General features: G+C 62.5%; 19 protein-coding genes, 3 tRNA genes and 1 pseudogene. 10 read left to right on the top strand and 13 right to left on the bottom strand.

Annotated features, from left to right (window positions below; all coding sequences use genetic code 11):
• Positions 1 to 76: 76 nt before the first annotated feature.
• Entirely contained in the window at positions 77 to 1,111 is a 1,035-nt protein-coding gene (locus EWV37_RS09920; RefSeq protein ID WP_129701412.1) for an acyl-CoA dehydrogenase family protein, read from the bottom strand.
• Positions 1,111 to 1,653 carry a DUF4242 domain-containing protein gene (locus tag EWV37_RS09915; RefSeq protein ID WP_129701410.1) on the bottom strand — a complete coding sequence of 181 codons (543 nt, stop codon included), beginning with the start codon at positions 1,651 to 1,653 and terminating at the stop codon, positions 1,111 to 1,113. Before EWV37_RS09915 ends, EWV37_RS09920 begins: the two co-directional genes overlap by 1 nt.
• Positions 1,654 to 1,841: 188 nt before the next feature.
• On the opposite strand from EWV37_RS09915, the gene EWV37_RS09910 reads away from it, so the two are divergent.
• The 6 genes from EWV37_RS09910 (at position 1,842) to EWV37_RS09885 (ending at position 10,148) form a co-directional block, all read left to right on the top strand.
• Positions 1,842 to 2,813, top strand: coding sequence for an NYN domain-containing protein (locus EWV37_RS09910; RefSeq protein WP_129701408.1), 972 nt, complete (start codon positions 1,842 to 1,844; stop codon positions 2,811 to 2,813).
• Between the two features lie 27 nt (positions 2,814 to 2,840).
• Positions 2,841 to 3,623, top strand: coding sequence for a TVP38/TMEM64 family protein (locus EWV37_RS09905; protein WP_129701406.1), 783 nt, complete (start codon positions 2,841 to 2,843; stop codon positions 3,621 to 3,623).
• A 307-nt stretch (positions 3,624 to 3,930) separates the two neighbouring features.
• Positions 3,931 to 4,836: a pPIWI-associating nuclease domain-containing protein gene (locus EWV37_RS09900; RefSeq protein ID WP_202976208.1), complete on the top strand. Its 906-nt coding sequence runs from the start codon at positions 3,931 to 3,933 to the stop codon at positions 4,834 to 4,836.
• 161 nt (positions 4,837 to 4,997) lie between these two features.
• Positions 4,998 to 5,807 carry a hypothetical protein gene (locus EWV37_RS09895; RefSeq protein ID WP_129701404.1) on the top strand — a complete coding sequence of 270 codons (810 nt, stop codon included), beginning with the start codon at positions 4,998 to 5,000 and terminating at the stop codon, positions 5,805 to 5,807.
• Complete coding sequence (locus EWV37_RS09890; protein ID WP_129701402.1) at positions 5,800 to 9,111, top strand: DEAD/DEAH box helicase; 3,312 nt, start codon at positions 5,800 to 5,802, stop codon at positions 9,109 to 9,111. The genes EWV37_RS09895 and EWV37_RS09890 overlap by 8 nt, the downstream gene beginning before the upstream one ends.
• Before the next feature lie 2 nt (positions 9,112 to 9,113).
• On the top strand, positions 9,114 to 10,148 hold the full coding sequence (locus tag EWV37_RS09885; protein ID WP_129701400.1) for an Eco57I restriction-modification methylase domain-containing protein: 1,035 nt from the start codon (positions 9,114 to 9,116) through the stop codon (positions 10,146 to 10,148).
• A 756-nt stretch (positions 10,149 to 10,904) separates the two neighbouring features.
• Here the strand turns inward: EWV37_RS09885 and EWV37_RS09880 are convergent.
• From EWV37_RS09880 to EWV37_RS09865, 4 genes are all read right to left on the bottom strand, one after another.
• A tRNA-Phe gene (locus tag EWV37_RS09880) sits at positions 10,905 to 10,977 on the bottom strand.
• A gap of 62 nt (positions 10,978 to 11,039) precedes the next feature.
• Positions 11,040 to 11,113: transfer RNA gene (locus tag EWV37_RS09875), tRNA-Asp, on the bottom strand.
• A 90-nt stretch (positions 11,114 to 11,203) separates the two neighbouring features.
• Positions 11,204 to 11,276: transfer RNA gene (locus tag EWV37_RS09870), tRNA-Glu, on the bottom strand.
• Between the two features lie 91 nt (positions 11,277 to 11,367).
• Positions 11,368 to 12,315, bottom strand: coding sequence for a universal stress protein (locus EWV37_RS09865; protein WP_129701398.1), 948 nt, complete (start codon positions 12,313 to 12,315; stop codon positions 11,368 to 11,370).
• Between the two features lie 224 nt (positions 12,316 to 12,539).
• Here EWV37_RS09865 and EWV37_RS09860 point away from each other — a divergent pair, with 224 nt between their 5' ends.
• Entirely contained in the window at positions 12,540 to 13,931 is a 1,392-nt protein-coding gene (locus EWV37_RS09860; RefSeq protein WP_238663205.1) for a D-arabinono-1,4-lactone oxidase, read from the top strand.
• A gap of 363 nt (positions 13,932 to 14,294) precedes the next feature.
• Here the strand turns inward: EWV37_RS09860 and EWV37_RS09855 are convergent, their stop codons facing one another.
• Both EWV37_RS09855 and EWV37_RS09850 read right to left on the bottom strand, forming a co-directional pair.
• The gene (locus EWV37_RS09855; protein ID WP_129701396.1) at positions 14,295 to 15,125 is read right to left on the bottom strand and encodes a hypothetical protein; all 831 of its coding nucleotides are present in this window, start codon (positions 15,123 to 15,125) and stop codon (positions 14,295 to 14,297) included.
• Between the two features lie 443 nt (positions 15,126 to 15,568).
• On the bottom strand, positions 15,569 to 16,990 hold the full coding sequence (locus EWV37_RS09850; RefSeq protein ID WP_129701394.1) for an FAD-dependent oxidoreductase: 1,422 nt from the start codon (positions 16,988 to 16,990) through the stop codon (positions 15,569 to 15,571).
• 226 nt (positions 16,991 to 17,216) lie between these two features.
• Here EWV37_RS09850 and EWV37_RS09845 point away from each other — a divergent pair, with 226 nt between their 5' ends.
• Positions 17,217 to 18,680 (top strand): NCS2 family permease, encoded by a 1,464-nt coding sequence (locus EWV37_RS09845; RefSeq protein ID WP_193554314.1) that lies wholly within the window; start codon positions 17,217 to 17,219, stop codon positions 18,678 to 18,680.
• A gap of 81 nt (positions 18,681 to 18,761) precedes the next feature.
• Here the strand turns inward: EWV37_RS09845 and EWV37_RS09840 are convergent, their stop codons facing one another.
• The 5 genes and pseudogenes from EWV37_RS09840 to EWV37_RS09820 all read right to left on the bottom strand — a co-directional run bounded on the left by EWV37_RS09840 (position 18,762) and on the right by EWV37_RS09820 (position 21,744).
• Positions 18,762 to 19,517, bottom strand: a complete 756-nt coding sequence (locus tag EWV37_RS09840; RefSeq protein WP_129701390.1) for an urea transporter — start codon at positions 19,515 to 19,517, stop codon at positions 18,762 to 18,764.
• A gap of 189 nt (positions 19,518 to 19,706) precedes the next feature.
• Positions 19,707 to 19,874 (bottom strand): annotated as a pseudogene (locus tag EWV37_RS15865) (urea transporter); the annotation flags it as partial.
• Between the two features lie 15 nt (positions 19,875 to 19,889).
• Positions 19,890 to 20,252, bottom strand: a complete 363-nt coding sequence (locus tag EWV37_RS09830; RefSeq protein WP_129701388.1) for a VOC family protein — start codon at positions 20,250 to 20,252, stop codon at positions 19,890 to 19,892.
• 175 nt (positions 20,253 to 20,427) lie between these two features.
• Positions 20,428 to 21,363 carry a spermidine synthase gene (locus EWV37_RS09825; RefSeq protein ID WP_129701386.1) on the bottom strand — a complete coding sequence of 312 codons (936 nt, stop codon included), beginning with the start codon at positions 21,361 to 21,363 and terminating at the stop codon, positions 20,428 to 20,430.
• Positions 21,364 to 21,381: 18 nt separating this feature from the next.
• On the bottom strand, positions 21,382 to 21,744 hold the full coding sequence (locus EWV37_RS09820; RefSeq protein WP_016996467.1) for a thiamine-binding protein: 363 nt from the start codon (positions 21,742 to 21,744) through the stop codon (positions 21,382 to 21,384).
• Positions 21,745 to 21,874: 130 nt separating this feature from the next.
• Between EWV37_RS09820 and pta the strand changes: the two genes are divergently transcribed.
• On the top strand, positions 21,875 to 23,968 hold the full coding sequence (pta, locus tag EWV37_RS09815; protein WP_016996468.1) for a phosphate acetyltransferase: 2,094 nt from the start codon (positions 21,875 to 21,877) through the stop codon (positions 23,966 to 23,968).
• Positions 23,969 to 24,064: 96 nt separating this feature from the next.
• Entirely contained in the window at positions 24,065 to 25,297 is a 1,233-nt protein-coding gene (locus tag EWV37_RS09810; protein WP_129701384.1) for an acetate/propionate family kinase, read from the top strand.
• Positions 25,298 to 25,659 lie beyond the last annotated feature (362 nt).

The following is a 25,659-nucleotide window of genomic DNA, read 5'->3' as shown; positions in this document are numbered from 1 at the left end:
CCGGACCGCGTCAACTGTGTCAGGGCAGCCAAAAACCCCGGGCACCTTCGTGTCCGGGGCTTTCGGTCAATGGTCGTCAGGCGCTCTGGCGCTGGATCTCCCACAGCAGGTGTCCCTCGGTGGGCGACTGCACCGGCAGGAACGCCGCCTCGCGCACGCGACGCGTGGTGTCCGTGTCCGCCAGGTAGCCGCGACCGCCGGCGAGCGTGGCCTCGAGCTTGGTCGCGTCACTCACGAAATGAGCGGCGTCGAGCCGGAGCGTGAGCAGGCGCACCGGTGAGGTGACCTTCTCGAGCAGCGAGGCGTGTTCGTTGCGCAGGCTCTGCTCGGTCTCGCGCAGGCCGTTCAGTCGATCACGGAACAGGGCGTTGGGTCCGGGCTTTTCCACCGCCGACGCCGCCTCGTCCAGACTGCGCGCGCCCAGGCCGATACAGAAGGCACTCTGGGCGAGCAAGAAGCCGGGGCGGACCGCGGCCAGGAACTCCTTGAGCGGCACACCGGTCACGTCTCTCGCCGGAATCCGCACGTCGGTCAGGCTCAGGGAACCGCTCGCGGTGCCGTTGAGGGCCATGAGCGGAGCCGACGGCTTCACCGTGAGCCCTTCGGCCCCGATGCGCACGCGGGCGATGGTCAACGTTCCGTCCTCGAAACGCACCGGCATCATGACGATCGCGTTCGGGAACAGGTTGGACGCCCACACGATCTTGCCGTTGAGCACCACGGAATCACCGTCGGTCACGGCCTCCACGGGGATGTCGCCCAGCTCGGACGCCCACTTGAACGCGGGCGCCATCGCGGAGACACCGGCCACGGAACCGTCGAGCAGTTCCTCCGGAACGTCCATCCCACCCGCGCGGTGGAACAGGATGGTCATGGTGTGGCCCCAGCTGCTGAACGCGGTCGAGAAGCACTCGCGAGCCAGCGCTTCGAGCAGCGCGGTGACCCCGGCGACGTCGCCCTGGGCCGCGGCGTCGAAGGCGCCGTTCTGCCCGAGCTCGGCCAGAGCGACGTCGGTCTGGACGTCACCCCGGTCGATACTCGCGGCGCGTTCGGCAACGTTGGCCAGCACGGAATCCGCGACCGGTTGCTGAACGGTTGAAGGAACGGACATTACTTGCCGGCCAGGTGGTGCAGACGATCGATGGGGGTGGTCACGGCCTCGCGGGCGCGCACCACGGCGTCCTCATCGGGAGCGTTGTAGAAGCACAGGCACTTGACGGTGTCCTCGCGAACGTAGGTGCGCAGGAAGCTCACCTCGGGGACCTCGGCGTACTTGGGTGCGTTGGCCTTCTTGCGGCCCAGGTAGGTCTCCATGTCGATCTCGGCGGGGATGTCCCACTCGACCAGGTACTCGGCGGAGGGCTTGGCCTTGCGGATGTCCTCGATGTCCGCGCCGACCAGGCGTACCTGGTCCGGGCCGGTGACCTCGGTGGACTGGTCGGCCACGCCGTTGCGGATGGCCTGATCCAGGGCGGTGGTGTCATCGCCGTCGAGCTCGACCACGGTGAACACGCGACCCTGACCCTCGGTGACCTGGGATTCCAGGACCTGGGCGCCGTTCTGCTCAGCGGCAGCGGCGATGGCCTCGATCACGGACTGAGCGCCCTCGCGGGTGGCGTTGCTGGGAACGACTTCGAAAAGCTGCAGTGACATGGAGATTCCTCCTAGTGGTTGTCGGATTCCTTTAAACGCTACGCGTGGCCCCGTCCGCGACCCAAGGGAAAAGTCACACTGCGCAACATTGGGCGGACACCTCGTTCAGACGTTGCTCACCGCGGGGATCTATGATCGGAGCACCCTGCACCACTTTCGACTGATCCCCGAAAGGACCGGGTCTGAGCATGTTTCATGACCAGAGCGTCATTTTCATCGACGCGGGCTTTTTGCTGTCCGCCGGCAGTTCCACCGTGACCGGAACATCCCTGCGCGCTGCCACCAGGGTGGATGCCGAACAACTCATCTCGGGCATCGTGGGCATCACCCGCGACAACTGCAACCTGGACCCGTTGCGCATCTATTGGTACGACGCGTCCCGGGACGGCGTGCTCAGCGACTGGCACAAGAAAATCTCCCTGCTCGACGACGTCAAGGTCCGCCTGGGGCGTATCGGCGTGAACGGGCAGCAAAAGGGAGTGGACCTGCGACTCGGCCTGGACCTGGTCGAGGTGGCCCGCAACGGTTCCGCCAAGGTTGCCTACCTCCTCAGCGGCGACGACGATCTGGCCGAAGCCGTCGAGGCCGCCCAGGACCTCGGCATGAAGGTGGTGCTGCTGGCCCTGGAGGACAAGAACCGCTATCTGGGCATCAAGTCCGTGGCGGAGCACCTGGCCTACAAGGTGGACCGCATCATCGTGCTGCCTCAGGAGCTCATTCACTCGACCTTCACGCCGGCCACGCGGGCAGTGGTGCCGGGTTCCGAGAGTTTGTCCGAGCTCTCTGATTCTCAGCCTGCCTCCACCCCGTCACCGGGCCCCGTTCCGGGACCTGGGCCGACGCCGGCGACGGTGACACCGGCGACCCTGGCCAGTAAGAAGGCCACGTTCATCACGGTGAACGAACCGGATGTCGACCTTCCGCATTTGTTCGACGTTGCCGAGGAAGTCGCGGAGAGTCTGGCACGCAACTGGTACCAGACCACTCCCCTGTCCGAGGTGCAGGCGGTGTTGGAAGATCGTCCCATCCTCCCGGCCGAAATCGATTCGACGCTGCTGCGGGATTGCGCCGCCCGGATCGGTGAGTCGGACACCGATCTGCAGTCCGTGCGGAAGCACCTGCGCAAGTGCTTTTGGGACACCGTCGACAATCTGGCCTAGTGTGCACGGTGCTCTAGTCTGAAGCGTGTGAGTCACGAGCCAGCAGCATCAGATTCTTCCGAGGACGCATCGTTCCGGGGATCCTCCGGCAACGAGTCGGATGATGCTTCAGCGACCCCGTATTCACGGTCATCGAGCAGGGCAGCTCCCGCCGGTGACGACTCCGGGATTTCGTGGGGCTCGTTCGCCCGCAACGCCACTCTGATCGTGGTGCTGGTGATCATGCTGTGGCTGGCTTTCAACGTGGAACTGCCACCTGCTGATCAGCTGCAGGAACGCATTGAAGGCTTCGGGTGGGTCAGCTGGCTGGTGTTCATCGGCCTGTACGCAGTGGTCGCGCTGACCCCGATCCCCGTGACCATCATGGCGGTGGCCGGCGGGCTGATTTTCGGGGTGGTGCTGGGCAGCCTGTTTTCCGTGATCGGAGTGCTGATCGGCTCGTGGGGCGCCTACTGGCTGGCCCGTGCGCTGGGCACCGAGGCCGTACGTAAGGTGCTCGGCAAGTACAGCGAGAAGATTGAAGGCCGCCTGGACGGCGCGGGCTTTGAGGCCGTCTGCACTCTCCGCCTTGTTCCCGGCATCCCGTATTGGCCGGTCAACTACGGCAGCGGGGCCTTTGGCATTACGCAGCGTGATTTCCTGGCGGCCAGTGTGATCTCGGTGATTCCAGGCCAGGTGTCCCTGGTGGCACTGGGAGCGTTCGTCGCGGACCCCACGTTCTTCCACGGCACCGTGGTGGTGCTCTCGTGGATCGTGGTGCTGGTCATGACCGTGTGGGCGTACAAACGCTGGAAGGCTGCGCGGCAGTAGAGACCACCCGGATTCGGGCTAGAACGGAAAAAATTCCGCTTCTAGAGGCCACACAAGGGTCCAATAGCTCTGACCGGTGTCCATCCGATGAACTAAAGATTTGGCGTTCGGCATTTCCGGTGTTTTCTGCGGACCGTCTAGAGCTTAGGTTGTGCCTAGTCAAGATTTCATTCTGCATTCGTGCCCTGCCCGGCTTTGCAACCAGATCTCCGGATCGTATGCGGAGTTCCGGGCCAACGCTCTCGGATTTCACCCGACCTCTGCGGCGGCACTGAAGCGTGTCTGCGCGACACACCATACTGAGTTCATGGTCAAGAAGATGTCGCCCGCGCAGTTAAAGGCCGCAGTGAACAAAGCACAGCGCCAGCAAAAGCAGGCGATCGACAAGTACAACCGCGAAGCTCGTCGGCACAACGCCGCGGTCAAGAAGGCTGTGAGCGACTACAATCGCGAGGCACGGGCATTCAACTCCAGAACACGAGCGCACAATGCCCGGGTCAAGAATCAGCGACGCCGACTCGAACAGGAGATCCGCCGTCTGGAGTCGCGTCCCGCGACGACGACCTTCGTCACCTATCGGGCCTCGGTCGATACACTAGCGCGGACTTACACGGCGACCGAGGAGAGCCTGGTCGGCCAGACGATCACCTCCGCGAGTCGCGAACTTGTCGACCGCGGCAGTGAGGAGGCCGCAAACAGCGCATATCTGCTCAACGCGATGGACGACGACGGTGCACCCGAACTCGATCCGACCGAGGATGAACTGCGTGTTCCCAGCATGCAGGACGAACTCGCGACCTTCGGGACGGACCTGGTCGACCGATGGGCGGGGGCCCTTTTCTCCCTGAGCCCACGAAACCCTGACGCGGCCCGACACTTCTGTACCAGTGCCCGCGAGGTGCTCATCGCAATGATTGACAGCGCAGCGCCGGACGCCAACGTCGCCGGGGCCGACCCGGACTACGACCGGACGGATAAGGGAGCGCCGACCCGACGTGCCAAGGTCAGGTTCCTGCTGCGACGCAAGGGCATCGAGGACCACTCTCTTGAAACGCTGGTCGAGGAGGACTTGAACAACGTGCTGGGGCTGTTCCGCGAATTCAACAACGGCACGCATGGACACGCTGGCCGATTCACGATCACCCAGCTCAACGCCCTTCGCATCCGCGTAGAGTCAGCGATCGGGTTCATTCATGCACTCTGCGTTGTCTGAGGCTCAGCTCCGATTTGAGCAGGGGTCCGTCCTGATTATGCGGAGGATTCTGGTAGCAGGAATGGCTGGCCCTAAACACGACGTGAATTGGCAAGTTCCCGATATACGAGAAGATGTAAAGTCGTTGAGACAGGAAACGGATCGGGCAGAAACTGGTGAACATGACCGAGTCGCCAACCGCACTCACGACGGCTCCGCCAACGACGACCGGTGTGCGCGAGTCCTGCCGCAGCGCAGAATCTTTCGTGACATCCGACAAAGACGCTCTCCCACCGTACGACGACGCCTGTGTTCCGCTGACTTCTTACCGACGGATCACCAATATGACCGCGTCTGACGCAGAGCGTCTTTTCTTGAAGTCGCGGCAACGCGTCAAGTCATACGGCGAGGTCTTTACACCGCGTCCAATGGTCGATCAGATGCTCGACCTTGTCAGTGACGATCTTGAGATGGGAGAAGAGTTCGTCGACAAGACGTTCTTGGAGCCCGCAGCTGGAGACGGCAACTTCCTCGTTGCAATCCTGCAGCGCAAACTTGCCGCCATCGAAGAGCGCTTCGATCCGTCGATCTGGTCACGCGAGTCCCTGTTCGCGATCGCTTCGGTCTACGCGATCGAGTTGCTAGAGGATAACCACCGAGATGCACATGACGCGCTTCTGGGCGAATTCGTAAAGTTCCACGAGTCGCATGGCACGCGCTGCGGCCCTCGCACGGATCTATTCCGCGCTGCTGCTTTCATCGTCCGGACGAACGTAGTCCGTGGCAACACGCTCACCGGACGGACACCGGGGGGTCAGGAAATCGAGTTCTCCTGGTGGATACGACAGCCAGGTGACCCGGAAATGACCAAGCGAGAGCCGTTCACTCTCAACTCACTGCGTGATCCGGGTGCTTTCGACTTCACTGTGTACGTCTCCTACGAGCCGTGCCCGATCCACCACGTTCACAAGAAAGCGAACGCAGATGTCTAACCCGAAGATCAATACATTCCGCGAGATCAAGCCCCAAATCTACTCGTGGTCTACAACCGATCTACCCAAGTACGCGGGTTGGGAGAAGATCGGGTACACCGAGCAGGAGGGCGGTGCGCAGGCACGCATCGCCCAGCAGGCGTCGCAGCTGTCTATAAACAAGAAGATCGAGTGGGTGTTCAAGGCGACGTACATGACGCCCGACGGCGGGCGGTTCACAGACCACGACTTCCACGCTTATCTCAAGCAGCAGGGCATTGAGCGCGACGGTGTCCCTGCGACCCCGGAGCGGCCGAAGCGCACGGAGTGGCACCGGTTCGGAGAATCGCCAAAATCTTCGCGACAACATTTCCTGGACTTCGCATCAGCCGATGTTGCGATCGATGTTTCCGGGATCTTGGAGCGAGATTACGAACTTCGTCCAGAGCAGAGGGCGGCCGTTGAACAGGCGCTCAAGGCGTTTGGAACCGGCAAGACCGAAGTGCTCTGGAACGCCAAGCCGCGCTTTGGCAAGACGCTTACGACATACGACCTCATGCGGCAGCTCGACGCTCGCAGAGTGCTCATCGTGACTAATCGCCCCGCAATCGCAAACTCGTGGTTCGATGACTTCCAGCGTTTCATCGGGCACCAGACGACCTATCGATTCGTGTCGGACTCGGCATCCCTGAACGGACGGCCGACGATGACACGAGACCAGTGGTCGACGTATGCCGCGCACACGACTGATTATGACCCTCGGATTGTGGAGTTCCTCTCCCTGCAGGACCTCAAGGGCTCCGTGTACTTCGGTGGGGCGCACGAGAAGCTAAAGCACATTGCGCAGCTTGAGTGGGATCTGCTGGTCGTGGATGAAGCTCATGAGGGCGTCGACACCACAAAGACCGACGTTGCCTTCGACCAGATCTCGCGCTCGTGGATGCTGCACCTGTCGGGCACACCTTTCAAAGCGCTCGCCTCAGGCAGATTCGACCAGGACCAGATCTTCAATTGGACCTACGAAGACGAGCAGAATTCCCGCTTCGAGTGGGACGATCCCGAAAGCGAAAACCCATACGAGGCGTTGCCCACACTAAACCTGCTCACTTACCAAGTTTCGCGGATGATCAGTGACCGTCTCGCCGAGGGCGTCGCCATCGCCGAGGACGAGGCAAACATCGACTATGCATTTGACCTCGGGGAGTTCTTCCGGACGAAGGACAACGGATACTTCGAGCACGAAAACGATGTTCTGGCTTTCCTAGATCGCCTCTCGGTGAACGAGAAGTATCCGTTCTCGACGCCGGAGTTGCGTGACGAGACTCGACACTCCTTCTGGTTGCTCGACCGAGTCGCTTCCGCGAAGGCGCTACAGCGGATGCTGAACAAGCACGACGTATTCAAGGACTACACGGTCGTGTTGGCCGCCGGCGACGGCCGCAGCCCTGACGAAGACAGCGACCTTGTCCAGTCAAAGGCTTCCCTGGACAAGGTCCGCCATGCCATCGCGGAGGCCGAGAAGATCGGCGGCAAGACCATCACGCTTTCAGTCGGCCAACTTACTACCGGAATAACGATCCCTGAGTGGACTGCCGTCGTTATGCTCTCGAACGTGACCTCGCCAGCACTGTACATGCAGGCGGCGTTCCGTGCGCAGAATCCGTGCACTTTCGAGCGTGATGGGCAAGTATTTCAGAAGAAGAACGCCTACATCTTCGATTTCGCACCAGAGCGTACTCTCACGATCTTTGATGAGTTCGCGAACAACCTCCGTCCGAACCCTTCGGGTGACGAAAGTGTGCGCCGCAAGAACATCAGGAGACTCCTCAACTTCTTTCCCGTCATTGGAGAAGATACTGAAGGCAAGATGGTCGAGCTCGATGCATCGCAGGTCCTCACCTTCCCGAAGGTGTTCAAAGCCCGCGAGGTTGTGCGCCGTGGCTTCCTCTCTAACCTCCTGTTCGCAAACGTGGCAGGGATCTTCAGGTACTCCGAGCACGTCAAGAACATCCTCGACAAGCTCCCGACCGCCGATCAGGGCAAGCTCAAGAGCAAGGACCTCGATTTTCCTGAGCCGATGCCAAACGTGGATCGGGACGGAAATGTTCAAGTCGACACGGAAACCGTCATTAACCCGAAGGTCGCCGAGCTCGGCGCTCCAGTGTGGCGGCTCGAAGACATTCCGACAACGAATGTTGAGGCTCCCGCAGCGGAGGAGGGTAAGAAGCTGGCCAAGCTTGTGACCGACAGGGCTCATGACACACGCAAGAAACTGCAGGTTGAGTACGAGCTCAATAAAAAGCAGGTCGAGCACGATGTGAAGACCACCGAAGCTGAGGTCCTGCGCAAGTACGAACGCATCCGTGTCGAGCATGAAATCTCATCGAAGCACCTCCAGGATGAGCTGACCGAGGCCCCCACCGAAGCAGACGCCGAAGCGATCGCGGTGAAGAAGGCCGAGCAGGACAAGGCCTTTCAGGAAAGCGTCGTCGGCATCTTGATGGAGACGACCGAATCGATCACTAGGACCGTCGTCGAGCGCGAGGAGAAGAAAAAGGAGCAGAGACGCGCTGACCAAACCATGGACGACGCTCGCTCGCACCTACGCGGTTTCGCCCGCACGATCCCTATGTTCCTGATGGCTTACGGCAATCGGGGCATCCGCCTGTCTAACTTCGATGACTACACGCCCGACGATGTGTTCGAGGAAGTGACCGGCATCAGCGAGGCGGAGTTTCGCATCCTGCGCGACGGTCAAGAAATTACTGAGGCTGACGGCACAGTCACGACGATTCCGGGCCTCTTCGACGAGGCGGTGTTCAACCAGTCAGTTCAGGAATTCCTTGACAAGAAGGAGGCACTGTCCGACTACTTCGACGAGGCGCAGACGGAGAACATATTTGACTACATCCCTAGACAGAAGACCTCGCTTGTTTTCACACCGAAGCCGGTGGTGCAGCAGATGATCGACATCCTCGAAAAAGAGAACCCGGGTATCTTTTCCGATCCAGAGAAGACTTTCGCCGACCTGTTCTCCACAGCAGGCCTATTCCTCATGGACCTGGTGCGCCGCCTCGACACGGGGCTCGCCGACCAGATCCCGGACCAGGAAGATCGGCTCAAACACATCCTCACCTCACAGCTGTTCGAAATGAGCCACAACAAGATCCTCCACGACATCACTCTCGAAGCCGTCTCAGGTGGAGTCCCCGAACGCAGGAAATGGATCGAAGATTCGGGACACTTCCAAGTCGAGGACCTGTCTCAAATGACCTCGGAGAAGCGGCAGAAAATGATCGACGACATGCTGTCGGAAGGTAACTGACCATGGGAAAGAAGTTCGACGTCGTGATCGGCAACCCTCCGTACCAGGAGGAGGCACAAGGCGGAGGTACGCGCGACACTCCCGTGTACCACCTATTCATGGACGCGGCATACCAAGTAGCGAGCAAAGCTGTGCTCATCACCCCAGCGCGCTTCCTGTTCAACGCAGGGTTCACGCCGAAAGCATGGAATGAGAAGATGCTCGCGGATCGACACCTAAGTGTCCCCCTCTACGTACCCAACAGCAGCGAACTTTTTCCTGGCACCGACATCAAGGGGGGAATCGCTGTGACTTACTGGGACGAGGCACGTCACGACGAACCCATCGACACATTCACGAGCTATCCCGAACTCAATGGCATTCTCCACAAGGTCAATGCCACGCACGATGCATCCATTGCGCCCGCGGTGTCGAGCGGCCGCGCGTACGCCTATACCGAGACCATGCACAGCGAGAACCCCCAGGCTTCAACCCTCATGTCGAAGGATGCTCAGTTTCGCGTCAGCACCAATGCCTTCGAGCAGCTGCCATTCCTTTACTTCGAGAGCATGCCCGAGGACGATCATGAGTACGGCCGGATGCTGGGGCTGATCAAGAACAGGCGGTTCACTCGCTGGATTCGCCGCGACTATCTGCGAGGTCCCGCAAGCTTTGAGAGGTTCAAAGTTGCATTGCCAGCCGCAAACGGCTCTGGTGCTTTTGGAGAACCGCTGTCTTCACCGGATGTCCTCGGACCGGAGGTTGCGGTCACCCAGACGTTCATCACAATCGGCACGTTCGAATACGAAGCTCATGCTCAGTCGTGCCTCAAGTACGTGAGGACGAAGTTTGCACGCGCAATGCTCGGCATCCTGAAGATCACGCAACACAACCCCGCAAAGGTCTGGAAGCATGTTCCGCTCCAGGACTTTACCCCGGACTCCGACATCGACTGGTCTGTGTCGATTCCAGAGATAGATCATCAGCTGTACGTCAAGTATGGCCTCAATGATACCGAGATCGAGTTCATCGAGACTCGTGTGAAACCGATGAGCTGATTCCCTCTGGCCTGAAGTTCTGAGTAGACAAGTCCCCACCACGGCCCCAAGGAACGTCATAGCAATTTGATCGAGATTCGGTCGTACATTGTCTACCTCATGTCGGCTCCGAGCCATAAGTTACGTGTTCATGGGCTAGGTAGAGCAACCAGCTTCGGCACGGTTTTCCGCAGTGGCCGCGGCCTTCGATCGGGCCTATCCCGTTCGGCCATCGCCCGCGTTGAGGCTAACAACGCCATCACACGGTGGCCATCACGACAGTTGCGTAGGCACGCGGCTTAAAGCTTGAGCCGAAGATCCAGTAGGGGAGACACGATGAGAATCCAACACGGTGTTAAGACCGCCGCAATGGCGCTGACCGAGCCAAAAGGCCCAGCCCCTTCCAAGAAACGATCAAACTCCGAACATTAGCGCCCAAGTACGCGCACAGTGTTTCGTCGCCTTGAGAGAGCTGGGCGGATCGAAATTGTGAAGAACTCGCACGTTGGTACCCGGCAAAAGGTGAGAATCCTCACATATGCCGACTGCACAGCATTCTGAGTCAGTATTGGCAAACAATTTACCCATACGTTCTCGCGCCCGAGGGATACTCGCACAGTTCTAGGCATGCCCCGGCGCAGAAGTAAGGTCATGTCTCGTCCGAAGCGGAGCGAGCTGCGTCGTCGTCTGTAAAAACGGCCGCGGGATCCTGGACCGTACGAACTGGGCCCGGAAATGGGAAGAACCCCCGCGTGTAGAAGCCACGCGAGGGTTCAGTGGCTCCGACCGGCGTCGATCCGGTGACCTTACGATTTTCAGTCGTACGCTCTACCAACTGAGCTACAGAGCCAGGCACATCACCTGGGATATGCCGCGACGGCGCGAAAAGTTGCCTTTTCATCGCCGCCTGAGCGACCCTGACGGGACTTGAACCCGCGACCTCCGCCGTGACAGGGCGGCGCGCTAACCAACTGCGCTACAGGGCCTTAGTTGTTTCCAACGAGTGGATATCTTACCAGTAGAACTGACTGCCTTAGCAAATCGTTCACCGCATCAGATTCTCTCGCGAGAAAACGTACCCCCAACGGGATTCGAACCCGTGCCGCCGCCGTGAAAGGGCGGTGTCCTAGGCCGCTAGACGATGGGGGCCAGAACGTCGCCCGACTGCCGCTTGCGCATCAGTGGACGATGGACCTTCAGTAGCTTAGAGGTAAACACCCCGGTTGCACAAACCCGAGTATCACAGGGTGACCTCGGGTCGATCGGCCAGCCGTTCGTCCTTGAAACCCTGGATGATCATGAGCGGTCCGGCGCTGTTGTGGATCACGCCCTGAGAGGTGGAACCCAGGAGCATTCCGGCGAATCCGCCGCGGCCGCGGGTGCCCATGACGACTAGGCGATTGCGGTTGGACTGCTCCACGAGAACGTCGATCGGCGAGCCGTCCAGCAGCTCTGCGTTGATCTCCAGATCCGGGAAGTGCCCGCGCAACCATCGGACCGACGCATTGAGGGCGTCCGCGATCTCCTGATAAATGTTCTCGAAGTCCACGGGGGTGGGCATCCAGGACGCCGCACCGGCCATGGGCGGCACGGCGCACACCACGGTCAGTGGAACTCCGAGCAACGTTGCCTCGTCGGCGGCGCGCAGCATGGCCACGCTGGAATGTTCGGAACCGTCCGAGCCCACGGAGACGCCGTCGATGAATGCCTTGGTCTCGTTGATGTCCCGCTCGAGCTGGTGTTCGCGTGCCCAGGGAAGCGGGATGATGCCCACGGGGCAGTGCGAGTGTGCCGGGACTGCGGTGGAGACTGAGCCCAACAGTCGGCCGAGCAGACCACCGCGGCCACGGGATCCGAGGACCAGTAACTGCGCGGACTTACTCAGTTCCAGCAGCACACCCGAAGGATCGCCGGTTTCGACCGTGGAACGCACCTCCACGTTGAGGTTCTGCACGTGCAGAGCGGCCTCGCGCACGAGTTCCTTGACGGCGTCGTCCAGGGCACCCTGGTCGAACGCAGCGTACCCGACGTCGAAAGTGGAACCGGCGTAGACCGGCACCGAATAGGCGCTCACCAGGTGCAGCGGAGCGCCTCGACGTTTGGCTTCGCGGGCCGCCCAGCGCAGGGCCCCCAGGCTCTGATCCGTGCCGTCCACGCCAACGACAATTTCTCGGCCGTTGAGGGTCATGGCGTGCCTTCCTTTCGCCGATCCGTCACTTCAAGCGTAGTCCTCAGTCCTCACGTATGGTGCGCGATGCTGGTGCGTGTGGAGAACACATGCCACCTCACAGCCCACGGTGAGATGATGGAGTGGGTCCGGAGGATGGTCCTAAGGAAAGCACCTGGATCGGGGTCACGGGGAGGAACCCGAGCCGCTGTCCGAGGGAAGGGTCCTGAGGAAGGAAACGAACCGTGAACGAGCAATCGGCAACACCAGACGATCCCGCAGAGTCGTCACCCCTGACCGCCAAGGTCGCCAAGGTCGCCAAAGACACATGGCGTTCGTGGGGCAGGAATCTCACCGTGACGCCCGCGGCCATCGTGCGCCCGGAGAACACCGACCAGGTCGAACAGGTGCTTCGAGACGCTGCCGCCCAGGGGTTGCGCGTGCGCCCCGCCGGTTCCGGACAGAGTTTTTCGCCGCTGGTCCCCACCTCGGACGTAGTTCTGGACGCCACCGCGCTCACCGGCCTCAGCTCGATCGACGTCGAGAAACAGCAGGCCACGTTCTTCGGCGGCACCACCATTCAGCAGATCTCTCAGATCCTCGAGGACCACGGCCTAGCCCTGGGAAACATGCCGGATTTCACGGGTCAGACCATCGCTGGCGCCATCGCCACGGGCACCCACGGCACCGGCCTGGGCCAGCCGTCCTTGGCCGAGCAGATCATCGACATCACGATCGCCACACCTTCCGGGGAGCTCATCACGTGCTCCGAAACCTCGCATCCCGAGATCCTGCGCGCTGCCCGCGTGCACCTGGGCGTTCTGGGCGTGATCGTGTCCGTGACCATCCAGTGCGTGAGTGCGTTCCGGCTGCATTGCGCCGAGTTCCGCGAACCCCTCGCCCGCCTGGTCGACTCGCTGCCCGAGCGCATGTCCGGCGCGGATCACTTCGAGTTCTTCTGGATGCCCGGTCGCCACACCGCCCACACGCGCATCCTCAGCCGCCTCCATCGCCTCCCGGACACCTACACCCGCCCCGCCTCGCCGTTCTCGCGTGTCCTGCGCCGAGCCGACGACGCCGTTCTGCGCACCTCCCTGACCTCCGGCCTGGGCCGCTTGGCATCCGTGGCACCCAAAACCGTGCCCGGATTGAACAAGTTGGAATCCATGTCCAAGAGTTCCCGGCGCTACACGGACGTGTCCTACCGGGTGTTCACTGCCCCGCGTGCCGTGCGGTTCGTGTCCACCGAATACGCGATGCCACTGGAGAACACCGCCGCGGCATTCCGCGATCTGGAGGCGCTCGTGGACCGCAAGGGTTACACGTTGTCCTTCCCGGTTCTGGTGCGGTGCTCACCCCCGGAACAGGGTTACCTCTCCCCCTCCGCCGACCGTTACACCGGCTGGATCAGCCTGCGCCAGTACGGCAAACGCCCCTACGAAGAGTTCTTCCGCGATGCCGAGCAGATCTTCCTGGAACACGGCGGGCGCCCCCACTGGGGGTCGATTCACACCCAGACTGCCGAGACCCTCAAGCCCATGTACCCGCACTGGGATGACTTCTTGAAGGTCCGCTCCAATCTGGACCCCAACGGCCTGCTGCTCAACGACCACACGCGGTCGCTGCTGGGGGTGTAGTTGGGCGGTTCGGCGGTCGGCTGCGTCCTGATCGACACTACGACCATGCCGGGAGCGCTTACTGACTCGCGGTGCTTCCTGGTTGACGTTTCGACCCTGTTTCCGCTGCGCAGTATCTCGATCGTGCATTCTGGTCGACACTGCGACCACGACTCGAGTGCCCACTGGCCGTCGGTGCATCCTGGTTGACGTTTCGACCCTGTTTCCGCTGCGCAGCATGTCGCTCGTGCAATCTAATTGACGGTACAACCGTTGGTTCCTGGGGTTTGAAAATTGGTCGACGTTAGGACCCTAGAAATCCGAGTTCCTGGCTCTAACGTTGATCAGATTACGAGCCGCCGACTGCCGTGGTTCTAACGTTGATCAGCTTGCGCGTTGGGAGCGTCGATTGAGCTTTTCAGCTAACCACTGCATCCACTTCCAGCGAAGAGCCGGATCTTCGAGGTCGTCCAGCACCAAGATGTTGAGATCCCAGCCGTGATCTTGAAAAGTGCGGATGCGATTCATCTCCGTGCCGTACGTGCGGCGATCCAGCAGATGGATCTCACCGTTGTATTCGAGACCCACTCGCAGTTCGGGCCAAGAAAGATCCGGGTAGGCGAGTTCACCTTCGATCATCACGGGGTGGTTCAATATCGGCTCCGGAAATCCTTGGGTGACAACCATCCGGCGCACCAACGTCTCCATGGGTGACCACACCGGTTCTGCTGCGTTACTCAGTGCCCGCTTCACCGCGATGACGGCTGGGTTCCGCGCTGGCAGGTGTGAAACGGCTGCCGAAATTTCCTCTTTTGTCATTGCGGGCTGAGGGGTGAACTCTGGAATCTGTAATGCTCCAGACATCAGCGCATCCAGACAGGCAGTCAGCCGCCATTGAGACAGATAGGGTGCTGCTGCCACCAAAGCTTCGACTGGATGGGCCAGTCGCGTGCCCCAGGGACCCGCATAAGTTTTCAGCCCATGGGACTTGCTCAATCGCATTCCCTGCTCACGAACCGTGGGGCGGGATTCAGACCACGCAAGGTGAGGGATTTCGAACGCCTGCCTCAGTTCGCGTGCACGCGGGGGAGATGGGTCGCTCAAGAAGTCGTTGACCCAGCGTCTGGTGTATCCGACCGGCAGCGTGAACAACTCCAGCGCGTGAATGCCGGTGATACTCAGGCCCACGCCATTCTTCGAATAGTGGTCGTGCAACAGCAGGGACCTTTGGACCGGCTCCGGCGAAGCTTCCGAGCAAACCCACATTCCCCGAACCAATGTGTGAGTCCCCGGGCGTCTCTCAAGATCTCGAGCTCGACTACCCAGCTGTGCCGTGGACCTGACGAGCGGGCGCGGTCCAAGTTCTAAAGGCTCACCGAGTTTCTTCATATCTCGGAGACTAGAAATCCATCCGACCGATACAAATGACACTTGCCCGATGTGGAGTTCGAGCCACCGTGCACTCTGGTTGGCATGAGAGCCACTACCCCGGACCACCATGCATCCTGATCGACGGCACAACCGGGAAAACTCGATTCCCGGGTCGTACTGTCGATCAGCTTGCAGTGACCGCCACCAAAAACACCGCCCCACCCAGCCCGGAGTGAACGCGGGAACTGAAGGGGGCGGCGTCGTCGGCGGGTAAAAAGCCGTGAGAACTAGCTGCGGGCGTGGACCCCGCGGCGCGAGACGGAGAGCATCTCGTCGCGATCGACCACCTTGACGCGTTCGCGGGGGTTGCCCTCGGCGTCGTGGGAGGACTGGCCCAGGCTCTGCTCGTACTCGTCCAGATCGAGCCAGCCGTCCCAGGTGGTGTACTCGACACCCTTCTCCTCGAGCAGCGACTCGATGGCGGAGGGCTCCGGGAAGTCCGGATCGGCCAGGGCGGTGCGGTCCTCGAGCAGATGGTTGATGGTCTCGAGGGCGTCGGACTTGGTGGCGCCGATCAGGCCCACGGGACCGCGCTTGATCCAGCCGGTGGCGTACACGCCCGGAACCACGGTGCCCTCGGCGTCGATCACGCGGCCTTCCTCGTTGAGGATCACGCCGCGCTCGGGGTTGAACGGAACCTCCGGAAGCGGAGAGCCCAGGTAGCCGATGGCGTGGTAGACGGCCTGCACGGGGTAGTCGATGTACTCGCCGGTGCCCGTCACAGAAGCGTCGCCATTGAGGCGAGTGCGCTCCATGCGGATGCCGTTGACCTTGCCGTCCTCGTCGCCCTGGATCTCGGTGGGGGTCTGCAGGAAGTGCAGGTGCAAGCGGCGGGACGCGGTCTTGGGTGAATCATCCTCGCGCCACTTGTTGAGGGTCTTCATCATGACCTTGGTCTGGTTGTTCTCGACCATGGCCTTTTCCGAAGCTTCGTCGAACTGGAAGTCCTCGTCGTACACCACGATGTCCACGTCGCGGGACTTGGCCAGCTCACGCAGCTCGAGCGGGGTGAACTTGATCTGCGCCGGACCGCGGCGACCGAACACGTGCACGTCCGTGACCGGCGAATCGCGCAGCCCCTGGTAGACGTTGCCCGGGATCTCGGTGACCAGCATGTCGTCAGCGTGCTTGGAGAGCACACGCGCCACGTCCAGCGCCACGTTGCCGTTACCGATCACGGCAACTTCCTTGGCGTTGAGCGGCCAGGTGCGTGGGTAGTCGGGGTGGCCGTCGTACCAGGCGACGAACTTGGCGGCGCCGTAGGAGCCATCCAGATCCGCGCCGGGGATCTCGAGCGGAGCGTCATTGACGGCACCGGTGGCGAAAATCACGGCGTCATAATGGGCCATGAATTCACCCAGCGTGAGGTCCTTGCCGTACTCCACATTGCCGAAGAAGCGGATGTCACCGCGACCCAGAATCGAGCGCAACGCGGTGATGATGCCCTTGATGCGCGGGTGGTCCGGAGCCACACCGTAGCGAATCAGACCGAACGGGGTGGGGTAGCGGTCGCACAGATCAACGCTGACTTCCAGCTCGCCTTCCCGCACGGCCTCGGACTTGGTGAGCATGTCAGCGGCGTAAATGCCCGCCGGACCCGCTCCGATCACGGCAACGCGCAACGGACGTGCTGAAGTAGGTGCTGTCACAGCTGGTATTTCCTTTCAACGCGCACGCACACTCGCGTGCTTGCGGGGACTGGGTTCTACGGTAGTGAAATTTGGGCAGACTCACCTAACCAAAGGTGGACGCCGGTCGCGAACGCTTATTTCGTAAGGCAACCGAGCGCCGTCGGCGTAGTATTTCTACACAAACGCCCCCATATCGGTAGACCAACCGTGCGCTACCGCTGTGCCTTTGACCGTGAGGATCTTCATGTCGTCACCGACCAAGCCCACTCCGCAGACCCGCGAACCACGCGGCGCGTTGGACCGCTTCTTCTACATCACCGAGCGCGGTTCCACCGTGGGTCGTGAAATCCGCGGTGGCCTGGCCACCTTCATCGCCATGAGCTACATCGTGGTGCTGAACCCGTTGGTGCTCGGCTACGGGGCCGACGGCGCGGGCAACATGCTGGGCGGCGAGCGCGTTGCTGCCGTGACCGCCCTGGTCGCCGGCGTGCTGACCATCCTCATGGGCGTGTGGGCCAAGTCCCCGTTCGCACTGGCCACCGGTCTGGGCGTGAATGCGTTCCTGGCCGTCACGATTGCCACGAATCCGGGTCTCACCTGGCCCGAGGTCATGGGTCTGGTCATCTGGGCCGGCCTGATCATGGTGGTGCTGGTGCTCACCGGTTTCCGCACCGCGGTGTTCAACGCCGTGCCGCCCTCGCTGAAGACCGCGATCGTGGTGGGTATCGGCCTGTTCATCGCGCTCATCGGTTTCGTGAACGCGGGCTTTGTGCGCCGCATCCCGGACGCCGCCGGGACCACCGTTCCCGTGCAGATGGGCAACGGCGGCGAGCTCTTCGGCTGGCCCACGCTCACGTTCGTGGTGGGCCTGCTGCTGACCGTGGCGCTCCTGGTCCGCAACGTGCGCGGCGGCATCCTGATCGCTGTGGTCGCCACCACGATCTTCGCTCACATCCTTGAAGCAGTCTCCCCGTCCGGCTCCTCCGTGGAGAACCCGGACGGCTGGTCCCTGGTGGTTCCCGCCAACCCCGAGGGCTTCTTCGCACTGCCCGACCTCTCCCTGATCGGCTCCGCCGCCCCGATCGCCGCGTTCCGGGAGCTGGGCGTGATCGCGTGCATGCTGCTGATCTTCACCATTTTGCTGTCTATCTTCTTCGACGCCATGGGCACCATGGTGGGCCTCTCACAGCAGGCCGGCCTGGTCGATAAGAACGGTCAGATCGAGCGCGTGGATCGCGTGCTGCTGGTCGACGCGTTCGGTGCCGTGGCCGGTGGTGCCGGTTCGGTCTCGTCCAACCAGATCTTCGTGGAATCCTCCACCGGTATCGCCGACGGCGCTCGCACCGGCCTGGCCAACGTGGTCACCGGCATCATGTTCCTCCTGGCCATGTTCCTGACCCCGCTGGTCAACGTGGTGCCCTTCGAGGCCGTGGCACCCGCCATGGTCGTGGTGGGGTTCCTGATGGCCAAGAACGTGGTGCACATCGACTGGGAGGACTGGGGCGTCTCCGTGCCCGCGTTCCTGACCTTCGCCGTCATGCCGTTCACCTACTCCATCGCCCACGGCATTGGCGCGGGCTTCGTGTCCTTCGTGTTCATCCGCCTGGTGCAGGGCCGCTGGCGCGACGTCCACCCGCTCATGTACGTGGTGGCCGGCGCGTTCGTGATCTTCTTCGGCATCGCCGTGATCGAGGGTTGGACGGCGTAACTCACCGGTTATCGGGCGCGGGGCGTTTAATCGTCCCGCGTCTCCCGGTTAAGGGTTGCGTCGCGTGTTGCCTGGTTTCGACTACGACGCCGCTCCGTTCAGTTCTCGCCGCGCCCACTGTCGCTGCGCGAACAGCACCGCCCACGTGGTCAGCACGAACGGCCAGGTGTAGACGGCCATCCCGGTTTGCTGCAACACCCACAACAGTGGGACGGTGACGCACGCCGCCGCCAAGGGGACGAGCAGGCGGACTGCGCGAGCGGCGTCGTGACGAGGGAAGACCGCACCCAGGGCGAGGGCCGTCAGGAAGCCGCAGTAACCCGCCAGGCCAGCCATGGTGGGCTGCCAACCGAGGATCCAGAAACCGAAGACCGTGGCGGCGACCGCGCCGATGAGGGACCACAGGCCTTCGCGTGCGCCGGCGAGGAACATGATGGCGATGACCAATAGACCTGTCAGCAGATGATCGGTGAGGAGCACTTGGGCGGAGGCTCTCAAAGTGCCGCTGATGAGGTCCGCGATCGGTCCAACAAGCTCGAACGGCGGTGCTCCCGGGGACTCAGCATCTCGATGCCACCGCGCGAAGACCGGGTTCAGGGCCGCGTTGACCGCGCAGAACGGGCCGGTGAGCATGGGCAGCCAGTTGAAGATCCGCACTCGTTCGAGCGCTCGAACGAGCAGCGCGCACAGCGCACCGCCCAGAACGGTCCAGATGAGGCCGGCCGTTGACGTCCCGCACGCGAGGAACGCCGCGCAGCCGGTGAGGGCGCCGCAGAACCCGTGGATGCCGTCCGCGGCGTCGCGCCGAGCGGTGGCGTCCGTGGACAGGCTGGACATGGCCAAGGCGGAGGCGCGGTGTGAGCCGCTACTCGGGACAGAACCTGGGGTCAGCTCAGCGAAATGATCAGAGCCGCGCGGGGCTCTGTCCGCTCCATCACGCGCTGATCCGGACCCGGGTCCGCTGCGACCGCGGGAACTCCGGTCACCACCGCTCGAGGACAGTCGCGCTGATGTGCGCCTCGGACGGCGCAACAGCACGGACACTCCGGTCTGGACCGCAGCACCGAGCAGCGCGAATCCCGCCAGCCAGGGCGATGCGATGACAAGAGCCAGCAGAACCAGCAGACCACTCAGCGTGGCACGCTGAAAGAAGATCTGCCCCTGAGATCTGATCAGCGCTTGGACTATCCACACACTGGCCAGTATGGATTACTCTTCCAAGCCCGCCAGGATGCAGAACTCATTGCCTTCCGGGTCGGCCAGAACAACCCAGCTGTCCTCGCTGGTCTGGCCGACATCCACGCGGTAGGCGCCGAGTGACTCGACTCGAGAAACTTCCGCCTCCTGGCTCGAATCCTGGGCGCGAATGTCCAGGTGGAGCCGGTTCTTCACGGTTTTGCCCTCGGGGACCCGGATGAATTCCAGTCGCAGGCTCCGCCCCTCATTGGGCGTGGTGCTGACGAAGTCCTCGTCTTCGTGGTCGATCTGGTAGTCCAGAACCTCGCACCAGAACCGGGCCAGTGCTTTCGGGTCGTGGGCGTCGATGGCCAGTGAATGCATGTAGCTAGTCATGGCTCCACGCTACGACCGCACGATGAGGAGTGGGAGAGCTGAGGACCATTGGGTGTCGGTTTACGGCACGGTAGCCGGGCTTACTGTGCAGTAAGGCGGCATGAAATGGCCCGCGCCGCCACGGCCCGGGCCGACCGCTGCCAGGGGGCGATCCGGACGGTTGCTCCGGGGCAGCCTAGGCCCCCGTAATGGTCCCGACGGCCGGCATCTGGTCCGCCTCTTTGTCGTTCCAGGGCTGTGTTTCGGCCACGAGCTGGCGGCACCACGCGGTGTCCTTGTACTGCGCGGGTAGAGGCCCACCCAGCAATTCCTTGGCCAGGGCGGCGCCCGCTGCGGAACCTGGTTCGGGTAGCGGGGCATGCGACGCCGCAAGCACCACGTTGCCGTAGCGGCGGCCCTTGAGCATCGCGGCATCCGCGACCGCACCCACGTGCTCGAACACCTCGAGCAGCGCCGCCAGCTCCGCACGGGTGCCCTTGAGATTGCGGGTGTCCCCCACGTTCATCAGGTAGATCCCGTCAGAGGTCAACACCCGATCCACGTGCCGTACGAACTCCACAGTCCGCAAATGGCCGGGCGTTTGCTCGCCGGCAAACACATCCCGCAGGATCACCTCGCGCGAGGACTCGTGCAGTGATTCAGTGACCTCACGGGCTTCACCCGCACGGATACGGAGGAGGGGTGCGCGGGGAAGATCGAGCCATTCGCGTACCAGGCGCGTCAGAGCGGCATCGAGTTCCACGACCACCTGGCGCGCATCGGGATAGCGCCACGCAAGATAACGCGCCATCGAACATGCACCGCCACCCAGGTGCAGGATGCGCAGGGTGGTGGGGTCCAAGTGGCGGTCGATGTGCTCTTCGGCGAGCGCGGTGAACCAGCGCATGTACTCGAATTCGAGCTGATCCGGGCGGTCGGGCACGATGTGCGATGACGGCACGCCGTTCACGCGCAGCACCCACGCGCCGGGTACGTACTGGTCATGCTCGAGCTGCACGGTGCCGGTGTCCGTGTGCCAGGTGCCTTCGACCAGGCCCACAGCGTCCGACGACGCCGCTCCGGCCGACTCTGCCTGGTCTTGCCGATTCTTACGGTTGCGTTTCTTGCTCACTGACGCCGGGACGCCCGGTTATTTCTGATCCGCGGAGCCGGAGGTGATGCCGCGGCGTTCCTGCGCACGGTTCAGCTCGTGGCTGTGAATGGCGGCCTCAAGGCGCTCGACCTTGCCGGACAGTTCGCCGGTGTGACCGGGGCGAATGTCTGCCTTGAGCACCAGGGAAACGCGAGGACCGTAGTCGGCTGCGGCGGCGGTGGCCTGGCGGACTACTTCCATGCATTCGTCCCATTCACCCTCGATGGTGGTGAACATGGAATCGGTGCGGTTGGGGAGCCCGGATTCGCGGACCACGTGGACGGCTGCGGCCACGGCGTCGTGTACGGAGGCGTCGGGGTTGTCCCCGCCGCTGGGAGAGACTGAGAATGCGACCAACATGTTTCCAGTGTGGCACTTCTCTCGCCGAAGCACCCGTGAAACCCGCGATATTCACTCCGTTGTTGCCGCGGCACCCATGTGACGTCTCTAAACTGGAACGGCAGACCGCCAATCGAAAGGGACCATCTCCATGACCCAGGGCATCTACGTTTCCGCCATGACACCGCAGTCCGGCAAGACTCTGGTGGCATTGGGGTTGGCGGACACGCTGTTCAACAGCACGGACAAGCTCGGGTTCTTCCGTCCCGTGCACGACGGCGACTCCCCGGAGCAGGATTCCGCGCTGCAGCTCATGAAGCGCACCTTCGATCTGCCCGATTCCCGCTGCCGCGGCGGCGTCTCCCTGGCTCGCACGCGCGAGATCCTGGCCTCCGGCGATCATGACGAACTGGATTCGGCCGCGGTCTCCATCTACTCGGAAATGGCGCGCGAGTGCGACGTGATCCTGGTGGACGGTACCGACCTGGTGGCGCACAACGCAGCTACCGCAGAGTTCGATCTCAACGCCCGCTTAGCCAACAACATGGGCTGTTCGGTCGCCGCGGTGATCAGCGCGCACGATGCCGAGTCCGTCGAGGACACCGTCAACGCCGTGGATGTCACCCGCACCGAATTGCGTCAGGCCGGTTGCGACATCTACGCGGTGATCGTCAACCGCGCCGACCCCGATGAGGTCGAAGAACTGACCCGTCGTGCCAAGCCCGGTGCCCACAACTTGCCGGTGTACGTGATCCCCGAGGTCACCGCAATCTCCAACCCCACGATCGCCGAGCTCGTGGATGCCCAGGGCTTCGGCACCGACCTTAATGACAACTCCCTGGACCGCGACATGAAGGGCATCAAGATCGCGGCCATGACCGTGGGCCATTTCTTGGATCAGCTCGCGGACGGCGATCTGGTGATCACCCCGGGTGACCGGACGGACGTGATGTCGGCGACCCTGGCGTCGTCGTTCGCGGCGTCCTTGCCCGTGCCCTCGGGCATGCTGCTGACCGGCGGTTTCCGCCCGGAAGGTGCCGTTGCGTCCCTGCTGGCGGCCGCGCCGTTCCCGGTCATGACCACTGATCGTGACACCTTCAACGCCGCCAGTGCGGTGGCCACCACGCGCGGCACGCTCAGTGGCGCCCATCCCCGAAAGGTTGCCGCGGCTCGCGGTGCGTGGTCGCAGTACGTGGACAGCGACGAGCTGGCCGGGCGCATGAACCTGCCGCGCCCCGTGAAGCGCACTCCGTTGCGATTCCTGCACGAGCTCGTGGAATCCGCGCGCGCCGATCGCAAGCACGTGGTGCTGCCGGAGGGCGAGGATCCCCGCATCCTGCGCGCCGCGGAAATGATCCACCGCCGCAACTTCTGCGACCTCACGATCCTGGGCGATCCGGAGCAGATCAGGACCATGGCGCAGTCCGAGGGCATCGACCTGAACTTCGAGGACGAGGGCCTCAACCTCATCGATTTCCAGCACGATGAGGAACTGCGGAATCGCTACGCCGACGAGTACGTGAAGCTGCGCTCCCACAAGGGTGTGACCAAGGAGCAGGCGCTCGAACGTATGGCCGATGGTTCATACTTCGGCACCATGATGGTGCAGCTGGGCGACGTCGACGGTATGGTGTCCGGCGCCGTGCACACCACCGCCAACACCATTCGCCCCGCGCTGGAGTTCGTGAAGACTCGCGAGGGCGTGAAGATCGTGTCCTCCGTGTTCTTCATGCTGCTGGCCGATCGCGTGCTGGTCTACGGTGACTGCGCCGTGAACCCCAACCCTGACGAGCAGGCGCTGGCGGACATCGCGCTGGCCTCCGCGCAGACCGCCGAGCAGTTCGGTGTGGATCCCAAGGTGGCCATGCTCTCCTATTCGACCGGTGGTTCCGGTTCGGGCGAGGACGTGGAGCGCGTGCGCGCGGCCACCGAGCTGGTGCGTTCCACCGACCCGGACTTCCAGGTCGAAGGCCCCATCCAGTACGACGCCGCCGTGGACGCCTCCATCGCCAAATCCAAACTGCCCGAGTCCGACGTGGCCGGCCAGGCAACCGTGTTCATCTTCCCGGACCTCAACACCGGCAACAACACCTACAAGGCGGTCCAGCAGTCCGCCGGCGCCGTGGCCGTTGGACCGGTCCTGCAGGGCCTGCGCAAGCCGGTCAACGACCTGTCCCGCGGTTGCACCGTGGATGACATCGTCAACACGGTGGCCATTACCGCCATTCAGGCCCAGAGCCTCTAGTACGTACGACGCCGCTCGCGAGGTTCGCGAGCGGCGTCGCCCCTTCGACCAGCTCACCAGAGACGCCCGCAGACCGGGCGCACGGAAGGACCAACCATGCTCGTGCTCGTTGTCAATTGCGGATCGTCGTCCATCAAGTACCAGGTGCGCGAGGTGACCACTGCGGATGATCAGGTCGATCCGTACACCTCATCCATGCCGGCCATCAACGAGAACGTGCCGCTGGATCGGGCCACCAAGGGTGTGGAGAGCGACGAGATCATCACCAAGGGCCTGATCCAGAACATCGGTACGTCCGAGGTCAAAGACCACACTCAGGCACTGGAAATCCTGGCCTCACGACTGGAAGAGGAACTGGGCGGGCGCACCATTGACGCCGCCGGACACCGCGTGGTCCACGGTGGCGAGCGGTTCTCCGCCCCCGTGCTGGTCAACAACGAGATCATTCGAGCCATCGAGCGGCTCGCTCCCCTGGCTCCGCTGCACAACCCCGCTCACGCATTGGGATTGCGCGCCATTCAGAAGACCTGGCCGCACATGCCGCAGGTGTGCGTGTTCGACACAGCCTTCCACCGCACGATGCCCGAAAAGGCCTGGCGTTACGCGATCCCCGAGGAAATGTATGTCATGCACGGCATGCGTCGCTACGGGTTCCACGGCACCTCGCACGACTACGTGACCGGCAAGGCGTGCGATTTCCTGGGGATTCCGCGCGAACAGTTCAACGGGATCGTGGCGCACCTGGGCAACGGTGCGTCCGTGACGGCCATCCGCAACGGCAAATCCTTCGACACGTCCATGGGGTACACCCCACTGGCGGGTCTGATCATGGGTACGCGTTCCGGTGATCTGGACCCCTCCGTGGTCACCGCCATGCTGGACCGCAACCCCGCCATGACAGCCAAGGAACTCGATACGACGCTCAACAAGGAGTCCGGGCTGCAGGGTATTTCCGGAGACTCGGACATGCGCGCCGTGGAGCAGCGTGCCGAGAAGGGTGACGAGAAGGCCCAATTGGCGCTGGACATGGCGGCATACCGCCTGGCCAAGTACGTCGGCGGCTACCACGTGGCCGTGGGCGGCGCTCAAGCGCTGATCTTCACTGCGGGCATCGGTGAGAACTCCCCCGAATTCCGCGAGCAGGTGTGCAATGAGCTGGGCGCGCTGGGCATCAAGCTGGATCCCGAGCTGAATGCCTCCCCCGAGGGCGAGGTCGCTCGCATCAGCACGCCGGAGTCAGCAATTGAGGTGCTGGTCATCGGAACGGATGAGGAGCGAGCCATTGCGGATGCCACTGCCTCGCTGGTGCGGGAACGGGTGAAGAAGTAGTTCGGCGCTGCGGCGCTGAACCGCCCTGAACATTTGAGTCCGTAAAAGTGCACTTTCTCATGTCCCAGGTGCACTTTTACGGACTCGATTGTTTTCGGTCCTGACATTGTCGGGGTGCGCACTCCACAATCCTCCTGAGTGGCTGCGACCCTTCCCGTAACTTCTTAGTCTCCGGGTATGCCACCGCCGATTCGTATGCCTGACTTGGGAATCAAACCCCTCGTCTGCACGAGCTGAACCGGCCCGGGTTCTCGGCCGCTACTTTGTGGGTTCGGGCTCTCGGGCGAGGGCCTGATAGTGGAGCGTTTCGAACTCTACCGGGGTGAGCATCCCGAGGGTGCCGTGGAGGCGGCGGTTGTTGT

Source organism: Kocuria carniphila (assembly GCF_004136555.1).
Classification (GTDB): domain Bacteria; phylum Actinomycetota; class Actinomycetes; order Actinomycetales; family Micrococcaceae; genus Kocuria; species Kocuria carniphila.
This window is presented reverse-complemented; position numbering and strand designations above follow the sequence as displayed.

Coding starts and splice junctions, on each gene's coding strand:
- EWV37_RS09920 (WP_129701412.1), bottom strand. CDS start 1,111: ATGTCCGTTCCTTCAACCGTTCAGCAACCGGTCGCGGATTCCGTGCTG.
- EWV37_RS09915 (WP_129701410.1), bottom strand. CDS start 1,653: ATGTCACTGCAGCTTTTCGAAGTCGTTCCCAGCAACGCCACCCGCGAG.
- EWV37_RS09910 (WP_129701408.1), top strand. CDS start 1,842: ATGTTTCATGACCAGAGCGTCATTTTCATCGACGCGGGCTTTTTGCTG.
- EWV37_RS09900 (WP_202976208.1), top strand. CDS start 3,931: ATGGTCAAGAAGATGTCGCCCGCGCAGTTAAAGGCCGCAGTGAACAAA.
- EWV37_RS09895 (WP_129701404.1), top strand. CDS start 4,998: ATGACCGAGTCGCCAACCGCACTCACGACGGCTCCGCCAACGACGACC.
- EWV37_RS09890 (WP_129701402.1), top strand. CDS start 5,800: ATGTCTAACCCGAAGATCAATACATTCCGCGAGATCAAGCCCCAAATC.
- EWV37_RS09885 (WP_129701400.1), top strand. CDS start 9,114: ATGGGAAAGAAGTTCGACGTCGTGATCGGCAACCCTCCGTACCAGGAG.
- EWV37_RS09865 (WP_129701398.1), bottom strand. CDS start 12,315: ATGACCCTCAACGGCCGAGAAATTGTCGTTGGCGTGGACGGCACGGAT.
- EWV37_RS09845 (WP_193554314.1), top strand. CDS start 17,217: ATGTCGTCACCGACCAAGCCCACTCCGCAGACCCGCGAACCACGCGGC.
- EWV37_RS09840 (WP_129701390.1), bottom strand. CDS start 19,517: ATGTCCAGCCTGTCCACGGACGCCACCGCTCGGCGCGACGCCGCGGAC.
- EWV37_RS09830 (WP_129701388.1), bottom strand. CDS start 20,252: ATGACTAGCTACATGCATTCACTGGCCATCGACGCCCACGACCCGAAA.
- EWV37_RS09820 (WP_016996467.1), bottom strand. CDS start 21,744: ATGTTGGTCGCATTCTCAGTCTCTCCCAGCGGCGGGGACAACCCCGAC.
- pta (WP_016996468.1), top strand. CDS start 21,875: ATGACCCAGGGCATCTACGTTTCCGCCATGACACCGCAGTCCGGCAAG.
- EWV37_RS09810 (WP_129701384.1), top strand. CDS start 24,065: ATGCTCGTGCTCGTTGTCAATTGCGGATCGTCGTCCATCAAGTACCAG.